This is a genomic window from Vibrio sp. MEBiC08052 (genome assembly GCF_001506075.1).
GTDB lineage: Bacteria > Pseudomonadota > Gammaproteobacteria > Enterobacterales > Vibrionaceae > Vibrio.
In genome coordinates, this window is record NZ_KQ947475.1 from 2,158,473 (window position 1) to 2,171,014 (window position 12,542).

Below are 12,542 nucleotides of genomic sequence, written 5' to 3' on the forward strand. Positions count from 1 at the left end.
CTCCCGCAGAGAACAGCCCGCTGTTATCATCGGATGAGTCGATTGTTCCATCACAATGCTTTCTTCTTGATGACTCCCCTTATTCATCCAGTCCAGCTTTGTCGCCCATGAACAAAAGTTACAAAAGCACAAGATAGTTACATTAGCCATAGAATCAATCTTTCTTCGCCACAGTGTTGATAGACTTCCCCCACAAAATCAAAAACACCCACCCCCTACAGAAACAAAAAAGGTGCAGGTAAGCTATGTTAACCAATAACTCTATCAACCCTACCGATAAGCGCATGATTCATATTATCTTTGCGCTTGCTGCGGCAGTAATTTTGCTCGCCACAATCCAAAATAAAATTCCAACGGGAATCATTGGCGCAATCGGTGTCATGGCCGTCGTCGGATATATTTTGAATGTCGTCGGGGACAAAACACCCATTCTGAACCAGTTTTTTGGTGGCGGAGCCATTGCCATTATTTTCGGCTCTTCTTATCTGTTTCACAGTGATTTCATGCCTCAACAGATTGCCGGTTCAATTACCACATTTATGAAAAGCGGTGGCTTCCTCTCTTTCTTTATCGCCAGTTTGGTCACCGGTTCAATCTTAGGTATGGACAGAGAAATCCTCAAAAAAGCTGCGCTGAAATATATCCCGGTGATTTTCGGCGGTGTCATTTTTGCATTTTTGTTCGCTGGACTTGTCGGTTTCATGGTCGGAGACGGGTTCTTCGATTCTATCATGTTGATTGCACTACCAATCATGGGTGGTGGCATGGGTGCCGGAGCCGTCCCTCTGGTTGAGATCATGTCCGGCAACACCACGATGACGGCTGCCGAACTGATGTCAAAAATGGTTCCGGCACTGGCTATCGGTAATGCGATGGCGATTGTTATCGCCGGCCTGCTGAATAAATTAGGCACCATCTATCCGTCACTGACAGGCAACGGTCAGTTGATCCGTGGCTCACAACAGCCATCGGTAGAAGAAACAAACGAAAAACCATCAGTTGATACTTTAGGCATTGGTGCATTACTTGCGATCACCATGTTTTTTGTCGGTACGATGCTCACTGAAGTGATCAGTATGCACACTTATGCACTGATGATTTTGTTCGTTGCGTTTATTAAAGTCATGGGCGTGATTCCCCGTGAACTCGAAAAATCGGCACACGCGTGGTACAAGTTTGTGGTCGATAACCTCACACCAGCACTGTTAGTCGGTATCGGTGTCGCATATACCGATCTCAATCAGATCATCGCTTCACTGAGTGTTGAATACTTCCTGATGGTCTTGGCGACTGTCGTTGGTGCGGTCGTTGGCGCTGCGTTGATTGGTCGATTGATGGGATTCTATGCCATCGAAGCGGCAATCACTGCCGGTCTGTGTATGGCCAATATGGGCGGAACCGGAGATGTAGCTGTACTGGCGGCATCAAAACGGATGGAATTGATGCCGTTTGCTCAAATTTCATCTCGAATCGGCGGGGCCTTTATGCTGATTTTGGCTACCGTGATCTTAGAATTACTGAAATAAGAAAGAAGGGACGATGACAATCGTTCCAATACAACAGCGAAGATGCGTCACCGGCGCATCCTTTGAAATAATAAACTGAAATTAAACATAATAATTGATAAGTGTCCGGACCTGCTCAGCTCTGAGTCACGTTTAATCTTCAGACAATACCAAAAAGCAATACTGTCAGCCCAAGGAAAATAAGCATTCATTTCAGAATAACAAGAATGCATCGGTATCCGACCCTCGCGGGTCGGTATACCTACTTGTTTGATGTGGAAAGTACCCCGGTACTTTTGAATTGATTATTTTTACACTTGGAGGATAGCTGTGAAAACTTTAACCACAGATATCGCAATTATTGGTGCCGGCGGTGCAGGACTACGTTCTGCGATTGCTGCCACCGAAGCAAATCCAGAATTAGAAATCGCCTTGATTTCTAAAGTCTATCCCATGCGTTCTCACTCAGTGGCTGCCGAAGGTGGTTCTGCTGCCGTCATCAAAGAAGAAGACAGTCTGGACAACCACTTCAATGATACAGTTGGCGGTGGCGACTGGTTGTGTGAGCAAGATGTCGTTGAATATTTTGTTGCCAATGCCACCCGGGAAATGATCCAGATGGAGCAATGGGGCTGCCCCTGGAGCCGGAAAGAAAATGGTGAGGTCAATGTCCGCCGTTTCGGCGGGATGAAAGTCGAGAGAACTTGGTTTGCCGCAGACAAAACCGGTTTTCATATGTTGCATACCCTGTTCCAAACATCGATTAAATACCCGCAAATCAAACGCTTTGACGAATACTTCGTCGTTGACCTGTTGGTCGATGACGGTCAAGTACAGGGGCTGATTGCCATTCATATGGCGGAAGGTGAGTTAGTCGCGATTAAAGCGAAATCCGTTATTCTCGCAACCGGTGGTGCAGGCCGAGTTTACCATTGTAATACCAATGGTGGCATTGTGACCGGTGATGGTATGGCAATGGCTTATCGTCACGGTGTGCCGCTGCGCGATATGGAGTTTGTCCAGTATCACCCGACCGGCCTGCCCGGTACCGGGATCCTGATGACCGAAGGGTGTCGGGGTGAAGGCGGGATTATCGTCAACAAAAACGGCTACCGTTATCTGCAAGATTACGGCATGGGTCCGGAAACGCCCGTCGGCCAACCGAAAAATAAATATATGGAACTCGGTCCGCGTGACAAAGTGTCTCAGGCGTTTTGGCACGAGCAGCAAAAAGGCAATACCATCAAACACCCACTCGGTGATGTTGTCCATCTCGACCTGCGTCATCTGGGTGCAGATTATCTGAATGAACGCCTGCCCTTTATCTGCGAGCTGGCCAAAGCTTACGTCAATGTCGATCCGGTCAAAGAGCCGATCCCAATCCGTCCGACGGTGCACTACACCATGGGCGGGATTGAAACCAACGGTCAGTGCGAAACCCGGATCCAAGGCTTATTCGCGGTCGGTGAATGCTCTTCTGTCGGTCTGCACGGTGCCAACCGTCTCGGCTCGAACTCTCTGGCGGAATTTGTGGTATTCGGCCGCGTTGCCGGGGAGCACGCTGTTGAACGTGCAGCGACCTTTACCGGATGGAATGACGCTGCGATAGCCGCACAAATCAAAGCCACCGAAGACCGGATTGCCGCACTGACCGAGCAAGAAGGCGATGAAAACTGGGCCGATATCCGTACTGAAATGGGTCATGCGATGGAAGCCGGATGTGGGATCTACCGTCAGGAAGATCTGATGCAAGAGGCCGTTGATAAACTGGCTGAACTGAAAGCTCGCTATAAAAAAATCAGCATTAAAGACAAAGGCAAAGTCTTCAATACTGACCTGCTGTACGCTTTGGAAGTTGGTTATGGCCTGGAAGTGGCTGAAGCAATGGTTCACTCAGCGATTCTCCGTAAAGAGTCCCGTGGTGCCCATCAACGTCTCGATGAAGGGTGTACCGAGCGTGACGATGTGAACTTCCTCAAACATTCACTGGCATTCTATCAACAAGATGCAGCCCCTCGGATTGACTACAGTGATGTCACCATCACCAAGTCACAACCGAAAGCCCGTCTTTACGGTGCCGCTGCTGAGCAAGCCGCAGCAGAAGAAGCCAAACAGCGCGCAGAGGAGAATTAATCATGGTCACCCAACGTATGCAAAAAGTGACATTCTGCGCTATGACCCGGAAAAAGATGAGGCGCCTTACTTACAGTCCTTCGAAGTCCCGTTCAATGAAACCATGTCGATCCTCGACACGATTTCATATGTGAAAGATCATCTGGACAAGAACCTCTCCTATCGTTGGTCTTGCCGGATGGCGATTTGTGGCTCTTGTGGCGTGATGGTCAACGGCGTGCCGAAACTCGCTTGTAAAAGCTTCCTGCGCGACTACCCGGATGGTGTCAAAATCGAACCACTGGCCAACTTCCCGATTGAGAAAGATCTGATTGTCGATATGACGCCATTTATCGAGCGTCTGGAGGCAATCAAACCTTATATCATCGGTAACGACCGTAAACCGGAAGACGGCACCAACCTGCAAACCCCGGAGCAAATGGCAAAGTACAAACAGTTTGCCGGCTGTATCAACTGTGGTTTGTGTTATGCCGCCTGTCCGCAGTTCGGCCTCAATCCTGAATTTATCGGTCCGGCTGCACTGACACTGGCACATCGCTATAATCTCGACAGCCGTGATAATGGTCAGGCCGAGCGGATGAATCTGATCAATGGCGAAAACGGTGTCTGGGGATTGTACCTTTGTCGGTTACTGCTCTGAAGTTTGTCCGAAGAGTGTTGATCCGGCAGCCGCGGTGAACCAGGGTAAAGTGGTGTCGTCGATGGACTTTGTCATTGCGATGTTGAAACCTCAGGAGGCATAAGAGATGAGTAATCGTAAGCCCTATGTAAGAGAAGTGAAACGGACGTGGTGGAAAAGCAATCCGTTCTATCGCTTCTATATGATCCGTGAGGCGACCGTTCTTCCTTTAATCGTGTTTACCCTATTCCTCACGGTAGGTCTGGGATGTCTGGTGAAAGGGCCGGAGGCATGGCAATCCTGGCTGAACTTTATGGCCAACCCGTTGGTGATCGTTATCAACGTCATTGCGCTGGTCGCCAGCCTGTTTCATGCCCATACGTTCTTCGGCATGATGCCACAAGTGGTACCGATGCGACTGAAAGGCAAGCTGATTGATAAGAAAATTATCGTGCTGAGCCAATGGGTTGCTGTTGCCGTGATTTCTGTTTTTGTGCTCATTATCGTTTAAGGAGACACGCGTGATTAACCAAAATCCAAAACGTTCAGACGAACCCGTCTGGTGGGGCCTGTTCGGTGCCGGTGGTACATGGTTTGCCATGATTACTCCAATCACCATTTTTGTACTGGGGATTATGGGCCCGCTGGGCATGCTTGATGCAGACGCGCTGAGCTATGACCGCGTGGCAGGTTTTGCGACCAATATCATTGGCGCACTATTTGTGATTGCCACGATTGCACTCCCAATGTGGCATGCTATGCACCGTGTTCATCACGGCATGCATGACCTGAAAATCCATACCGGTGTTGTCGGTAAAATTTTGTGTTATGCCATTGCATTTGCCGCATCAGCCATGGCTGCTACTTTTATATTTATGCTGGGGTAGTTCCCCCCATGTGACCTTGCGATTACACGTTGTGGTCGCCAAGGTCACGCAATGAAAGAGATAATGACATGTTCTATATTCATATGTTGCTGTTGCTTGCCATCATCTTTGTCGGGATCCGGCATGGTGGTATCGCTTTCGGCCTGTTAGGTGGACTCGGTGTCACCATTCTGGCCTTTGTGTTCAAAGTGACACCGGGGCATCCCCCTGTCAGTGTCATGCTGATTATTCTTTCGGTCGTTGCCGCATCGGCCACGCTGGAAGCAACCGGTGGTCTGAAGCTACTGGTCAAATACGCTGAAAAATTAATGCGTAAACATCCCGGTCAGATTGTTTTTCTGGGACCGCTTTGTACTTATACCCTCACGGTTTTGGTCGGGACCGGCCACTCTGTTTATCCGCTTTTACCGGTCATTTACGATGTTGCCTATAAAAAAGGGATTCGTCCGGAACGCCCGATGGCAATCGCGTCTGTTGCATCACAAGTGGGGATCACGGCCAGCCCGATCGCTGCGGCCGCAGCCGTGGTCATGGCAACTGCCGTTGATAATCATCTCGACATTAGTTTGATCGATGTACTGATTGTGACGATTCCAGCCACACTGACCGGTTTACTGGTTGCCTGTACCTGGAGTCTGAAACGCGGTAAAGATTTGGATAAAGACCCTGAGTTTCAGGCACGTTGTCAAGATCCTGAATTTGTTCAGGAACTCGAAGATAACAGTGCGCTGGAGCAAGGCAATGAGGTCGATAAAAGTGCGAAAAAAGGCTTAATCATTTTCATGCTGGGGATTGCAACCGTTGTGTTTGTCGCCATGTTTGGTAAAGACCTTAACCTGCTGCCTCCGGGTGTCAAAATGTCCGTCGGTATTCAGTTTTTAATGCTGGCTGTCGGGGCGATTATTCTGATCAGTACCAATGTATCGCCGAAGAAAATCGTGCACAGCAATGTATTTATCGCCGGGATGACAGCGGTCATTATCATCTTTGGGATTGCCTGGATGAGTGAAACCATCATCGGCTACCATAAAACCTATCTGATTGATATGGTTAGCGGTATTGTGCACTCGCATCCGTGGGCTTTCGCCTTTGCAATGTTCTCGGTGTCGATCTTCCTGAAAAGTCAGGCAGCGGTTCTCACCATTATGCTTCCGCTCGGTTTTTCTCTGGGTATTCCACCGAAAGTACTGATTGGTGTATTACCCGCTTGTTATGCCTATTTCTTCTTCCCGTTCTACCCGAGTGACCTCGCGGCAATTACCTTTGACCGCACCGGCACCACTCGTATCGGAAAATACGTTCTCAACCATAGCTTCATTCTGCCGGGATTCATTTGTGTCCTGACGTCAACCGTGGTCGGTTATTTCCTCTCAACCGCCATTCACTAATTAGATTTTTCGTTCTTTCCCGCGCTTGTGCAGCTTGTGCTGTACGGGAGCGGGCTCTCACTTCCCACCGACTTCTTTTCGCACTTGTCTCGCTGAACACCGACCCATGATACAATGCCACCGACTTGCTACCTGAACAGTTCAAGCCGATTGACAAATCATTTCTGACGTTAAATTTATGAAGTTAAGTTTATGAAATTAAAGAGTTACCTGATTTTAACGACGATTGCGACCACCTCTTCAGTCGTGATCGTCATGACGATCGCGATATTGTTTCTGTTACAGAATTCTTATCAGTCAGGTCTCGAAGCCCGTGGCCTGGAGCTTGCCCGGGTCATTGCCCATGACCCCAAGGTCATTCAAGCCCTGCACGCACAAGCGGCGCATCCGTCAACGGGAAGCATCCGTGATTATATTGAGTCGATTCGCTCCCGGACCGACGCCTCTTACATTGTGGTGGTTGATCAGCAAGGGATGCGTCTCAGCCATCCGGATCAAAGCCGGGTCGGTAAACACTTCATCGGTGAAGATATCAACCGGGTCTTGCAAACCGGTCAATCCTACAGTGCCGAAGCGAAGGGCTCCCTCGGGAAAGCAATTCGCAATTTCGTGCCCATTTATGATCACGGTAAACAAGTTGGTGCGGTGTGTATCGGCTACTTGTCTGAAAGAATTTCCGACATCATTTTTCGCCAACATGTTCATATCGGCTTATTGATCGCACTCATCTATCTGTTTGGTATCGCGACAACCGCTGCTTTTTTACTGAAGATGAAAAAGACATTTCTGGATTACGAGCCGGAATTTATCGTCAATAAATTTCGGGAACACGGTATGGTCTTTGACAGTATCCGAGATGCTATTATTGCAGTTGATCATGATATGAACATCACAATGATCAATAACAGTGCAATGAAACTCCTCTCAATGGGAGTGTTAAGCCGCTATGACTACCAGCGTCATCCACTGTCTCATTATTCGCTCCCTTTAAGTCATTTGGTACTGGAAAATCAGGGACGCTTCCATCAGGAAGCATTCAGTATTGGAAAAATCAAATACCGGGCTAACCTTTATCCGATAAAAACCGCCAAAGGTTTAATTGGTCATGTGATTGTATTCTTCACCGACCTGACTCCTAATGAACTGGAAAAAGAAATTATCTATCTGAAAAATTATGCCGAGCTGCTGCGTAGTAAAACCCACGAGTACTCGAATAAACTAAATGTGCTGTCGGGGATGCTGCAAATTGGCAAATATGAAGAGTCAATTGATTTTATTCAGCAAGAAACGGATCGCTATCAGGCGGTCATCAATCATATCGTGTTGAGTGTGTCAGACAGTGCCGTAGCGGGTCTGTTACTGGCTAAATTTAACAAAGCTTCCGAAATGGGGGTTAAATTTACCATCGATGTTGATACGACACTGGCAAGTTACGCCAAACAGACGTCTGAAAAACTAGTAACGATTATTGGTAATCTGGTAGATAATGCGCTGCTGGCCGCTTGGCAAAACCGGGGAGCGGTACATCCTGAAGTCATTGTTTATCTCAGTGATCGTGGCAAACATATCATGCTGGAAATTCAGGATAACGGCATCGGTGTCCCCGATGAAATCGCTGAGCATATTCTTGAGTTCGGGGTCAGCTCAAAACAAGAAGATGAACAAAATGGCGTTGGTCTGTACCTTGTCAAACAGTTAGTCGATTACTTTCACGGCAGTATTGACTGGGAACGCACCGAACAACACACCACCTTGTTCAGTATCTATTTAGAAAAGCAAGAAGAGGCACATGACGATGAAAACCCGAGTAATGTTGCTTGAGGACGATATTCGAGCCAGCTATACCTTGGAATCAACAATCAACCAACATCCTCATTTTCAGGTCGTTGCTGTCAGTGAAAGCTGTGCAGATGCACAAATTCAGTTCGATGTATTTCAACCACAACTGGTGTTTGTTGATATTACGCTTCCCGATGGCAACGGTTTGGCGTTGATTCAGCAGTTGCGTCAACAAGCGGCCGACTGCCACTTCATTATGACGACCGCTGAGCGTGAAACCACTACCGTTGAAAAAGCGGTCCAACTCGGGGTCATCGACTATCTGGTCAAACCGATCCGTATGTCGCGCATTCATCAGGCACTGGATGATTACCTACAATATAAACAGAAGCTGATCAGCGCTTCGACCGTTGATCAGGACGATATTGACCAGCTACTGCGTAAATCGCCCATCCAGCCAATTCGTCAGACGCCGAAGGGAATTGACGCAACAACACTGGAATCATTGAAAACGTTGCTCTATCAGGAACAGTTACACGACTTTTCTGCGGATGATATCAGTGAACGGATGAATTTCAGCCGTATCACCGCCAGACGCTATTTGGAATACCTTGAATCTGAAGGCGTGTTACGTCTGGTACTCAATTATAATACCGGTGGCCGGCCAAGGCGTCTGTACCAGATGATAAAATAGATATTTCCCTGTGCGTTACCGGTGCAGTCTTGATGCACTGACATTCACACATAAAGTGTTCTACCCTTGATACAATTAGACTGTTTTACGCGTGCTCAGATAACTTTTTAAGTGAAACAACATGCTCACACAATTAAGTATGCAACATGAAATATTCACTTGAACACGGAAAGAAGTGCCGCTAAGAGATTGTCATAAAAAGAAAAACTGTGTAACATTTCACCAAATTACGTGGTATGCCCATCGGGGCTGTTGGACGCTACATCGCTGGGGTCTATGTATGGTCATGAAATATATCGCCTTCGCGGATGTCGCTGTCGGCATTTTTCTACTGATTTACAGTATGAAACCCACTTATCAGATAGGTCGTATTGAACAATCGCCTCGCTGGAAAATACTCGTCACGTTACTCTTTATCTTTATTCTTGGCTATATTTCCGTGCTTATCGCGCTGGTTTATAATCAGATGAATGCATACCTGATGACAATTTCACTGATTCTTTTCGGTGCCAGTCTTTTTATTGCATTGTTTGTCTCACTATCCCGAAATACCCTCAACAAAGTCAATCGAGCAGCTCAGGATGAACAGTACAATTCTTTGCACGACAGTCTGACTACACTGGCAAACCGCAAATATTTACTCTGTTCGCTTCAAACGTTCGTTCAATCAAAACAGTTGTTTAGCTTATTGTTGATTGACCTGAATAATTTCAAACAGATCAATGATGGTTTGGGTCACTACTTCGGTGATAAGTTTCTGATTTCGGTTGCCAATCTGTTACAAGAAAACACCAAACAGTATGGTCGGTTATACCGTATGGGGGGCGATGAATTTGCGCTTATTTTTCCCGGCAATGACGACGACATGATTCTCACTGTGGTTGAATCCATCCACGACGCCCTCCATGCTCCGGTGAAAGTGATGACTTACTCGATGAAAACATCGGCAAGCGTCGGGATCACCAAGTATCCTCTCAACGGACATGAGGTTTCCAATCTGCTGAAACAGGCAGATTTAGCCATGTACGACTCGAAGAAGAAACATAAGCCCTATACGTTTTATCATGACCAGCTGGGCTCCGACTCTTATAAAAAGCTCAAACTTTCCATCAAATTATCTGAAGCACTCAAAAATGACGTCTTTGAACTGCATTACCAACCGATTATTCGCGGTCAGACACAAGGAATTGCTAGCCTCGAAGCCTTGCTGCGCTGGCCTCAGGAAGATGGTAGTTTTATCGAACCGGGGGATTTTATTCCCATTGCTGAAAAAAGTGCGCTGATTTCTGTATTAACCCAATGGGTCATCCATCGAGCCGCTCAGGATTTAAATGTCTTAAGGGCGCACGGTTTCCATGGCAGTATCCATATCAATCTTTCCGCCAAAGACTTTCAGGATGATGAGGTCGTCGCTCAACTGCGTAATCTGCTTCATGCAGGACAAATACAAGCTGATGATTTGGTGTTTGAAATTACCGAAAGTGCGGTGTTCGAAGATATTGAAAAAGCAAAGTGTGTGATTCATAAAATACATGCACTGGGTTTTCGATTCAGCATTGATGATTTCGGCATCGGTTACTCTTCTTTGGTGATTTTGCGTGAATTGCCCATTACTCAGATTAAGATTGATCGCTCGTTCGTCACGGAGTACCACCAGAAAGAATCCAACCGGACCATTATCTACGCATTGGTCCGGCTAGCACAAGATTTGAACCTGAGTGTCGTTGCTGAAGGTGTGGAAGTTTACAGTGTCGAACAGGCATTAGGGAAAATCGGCTGCCACTATACGCAGGGTTTCCTTCATTTCCCACCGGAACCTTTACACCACTTACTCTACAATGAGCAGTTCCGCAACCATCTTGAACCCATGCTTCCACAATCTCAGCAATGACGCTGTTGTATAGCACAACACTTTACTCAAACACCTTACCCAACTTTAAACAGGTCGGTGACCGACTCGTCAGTACATCGGGCTGCAATATATTCTGTAATTGCTTGCTGCTGTTCCTGATTGAGATATAAACCCAGTTTAGTTCTGCGCCATAAAAAGTCATCACTGGTTCTGACAAATTCACAGGCAATCATATAGTCGATTTCCCGCTGATAGACCCCTTCGGCAAAACAGCGTCCCATTGCTTCTAAACTATCGACACCGGACAACATTTTACGGGTGTAGGTACCAAACTGAATTGCATAGCGAAATGCCAGCTTCTGACTCAACCAAGGGTAACTGGCCCGGAATGATTCACCCAGTTGCTCCCGGGTACAGCTAAAGGAACCGCCCGGAAGCGGTACACTGGCCGTCCACGGTTTGCCCATCTGCCCAAAGTACGGTTTAAGCTTATTCATTGCTGCTTCGCCCAGCTTACGATAAGTCGTCAACTTACCGCCAAATACCGACAACAATGGAGCCTGCTCCCCTGCCTGTTCCAGCTCAATGGTATAATCTCTGGTAACGGCCTGCGGTGAACTTGACTCGTCATCACATAATGGGCGTACCCCACTGTATGACCAAATGACATCCTCACGAGAAAGCTGTCGCACAAAGTGCTGATTGACAATATCGATTAAGTAGTCCTGCTCTTCATCGTCGATTTCAACCTGACGGGGATCACCATGATATTCGACATCTGTGGTTCCAATGATGGAGAAATCGTCCATGTAAGGAATGACAAATACAATTCGGTTATCTTTATTCTGTAAGATATACGCCTGTTCTTCATGATGAATCCGGGGAACGACAATATGTGACCCTTTCACCAGACGAATATTGCGTGGTGACGCCGTCGATAAACCATCATCAAAAAACTGTTTCACCCAAGGGCCGGCGGCATTGACCAGTGCTTTCGCATAACGTTCGAAGCGCATATCCGACTGCTGATCATGAATTGTGACACGCCAGACATCGTTTTCACGAACGGCTCGTTCAACCCGACAGTAATTACTCACTTCTGCACCATTTTCTTGCGCAGCTAAAATGTTCAGAATCACTAAACGTGCATCATCAACCCAACAATCCGAATACTCAAACCCGGTTTTCATTTCTGGTTTTAATAACCCGCTTTCTGCCAGATTCACCTTATGGCTGGCTGGCAAGGTGGTCCGTTTTCCGAGGTGATCATATAAAAACAGTCCGCAGCGAATCATCCATGCAGGCCGTAAATAAGGACGATGCGGTAACCGAAATCGCATCGGACGCGCCACATGAGGGGCCTTTCTGAGCAAAACTTCCCGTTCGGCAAGTGCTTCTGCAACTAAACGAAATTCATAATGTTCCAAATAGCGCAATCCTCCGTGAATCAGCTTAGAGCTGGATGAGGAGGTTGCAGAGGCAAAGTCTTGCGCTTCATAAAGTCCGACGGACAAGCCCCGTCCGGCAGCATCAGCAGCGATTCCGGCACCATTAATGCCGCCACCGACAACAATTAAGTCCAGCAGACAATTTTCTTGATTGGGTGTTATCACATCCATAAAGTAACCTCAAAATGAGCAAACGAACATTTACAAACATTATTGAGCGTAACTTAACTGCCGTTC

Annotated in this window: 9 protein-coding genes and 1 pseudogene; 9 read left to right on the forward strand and 1 reads right to left on the reverse strand. The window is 47.2% G+C overall.

What is annotated here, in order from left to right; genetic code table 11:
- The first annotated feature begins 245 nt into the window (after positions 1-245).
- The 9 genes and pseudogenes from VRK_RS09400 (at position 246) to VRK_RS09440 (ending at position 10,896) form a co-directional block, all read left to right on the forward strand.
- Positions 246-1,526, forward strand: coding sequence for a 2-hydroxycarboxylate transporter family protein (locus tag VRK_RS09400; protein WP_059121119.1), 1,281 nt, complete (start codon positions 246-248; stop codon positions 1,524-1,526).
- A 309-nt stretch (positions 1,527-1,835) separates the two neighbouring features.
- Positions 1,836-3,638 carry a fumarate reductase (quinol) flavoprotein subunit gene (gene frdA / locus VRK_RS09405; protein WP_059121120.1) on the forward strand — a complete coding sequence of 601 codons (1,803 nt, stop codon included), beginning with the start codon at positions 1,836-1,838 and terminating at the stop codon, positions 3,636-3,638.
- Positions 3,634-4,381, forward strand: a pseudogene (locus tag VRK_RS09410) (succinate dehydrogenase/fumarate reductase iron-sulfur subunit). Before frdA ends, VRK_RS09410 begins: the two are co-directional and overlap by 5 nt.
- Before the next feature lie 3 nt (positions 4,382-4,384).
- Positions 4,385-4,768, forward strand: coding sequence for a fumarate reductase subunit FrdC (gene frdC / locus VRK_RS09415; RefSeq protein ID WP_059119707.1), 384 nt, complete (start codon positions 4,385-4,387; stop codon positions 4,766-4,768).
- 10 nt (positions 4,769-4,778) lie between these two features.
- The gene (gene frdD, locus VRK_RS09420; protein WP_059121121.1) at positions 4,779-5,144 is read left to right on the forward strand and encodes a fumarate reductase subunit FrdD; all 366 of its coding nucleotides are present in this window, start codon (positions 4,779-4,781) and stop codon (positions 5,142-5,144) included.
- A 68-nt stretch (positions 5,145-5,212) separates the two neighbouring features.
- A complete protein-coding gene (locus tag VRK_RS09425) occupies positions 5,213-6,532 on the forward strand; it encodes an anaerobic C4-dicarboxylate transporter (protein ID WP_059121122.1) in 1,320 nt (439 codons plus the stop codon).
- 192 nt (positions 6,533-6,724) lie between these two features.
- Positions 6,725-8,353, forward strand: a complete 1,629-nt coding sequence (locus VRK_RS09430) for an ATP-binding protein (RefSeq protein WP_059121123.1) — start codon at positions 6,725-6,727, stop codon at positions 8,351-8,353.
- Positions 8,328-9,005 carry a response regulator gene (locus VRK_RS09435; protein WP_231735758.1) on the forward strand — a complete coding sequence of 226 codons (678 nt, stop codon included), beginning with the start codon at positions 8,328-8,330 and terminating at the stop codon, positions 9,003-9,005. Before VRK_RS09430 ends, VRK_RS09435 begins: the two co-directional genes overlap by 26 nt.
- Positions 9,006-9,285: 280 nt before the next feature.
- Positions 9,286-10,896: a putative bifunctional diguanylate cyclase/phosphodiesterase gene (locus VRK_RS09440; protein ID WP_059121125.1), complete on the forward strand. Its 1,611-nt coding sequence runs from the start codon at positions 9,286-9,288 to the stop codon at positions 10,894-10,896.
- A 35-nt stretch (positions 10,897-10,931) separates the two neighbouring features.
- Here VRK_RS09440 and glpD read toward each other — a convergent pair whose 3' ends face one another.
- Positions 10,932-12,476, reverse strand: a complete 1,545-nt coding sequence (glpD, locus tag VRK_RS09445; RefSeq protein WP_059121126.1) for a glycerol-3-phosphate dehydrogenase — start codon at positions 12,474-12,476, stop codon at positions 10,932-10,934.
- Positions 12,477-12,542: the final 66 nt, after the last annotated feature.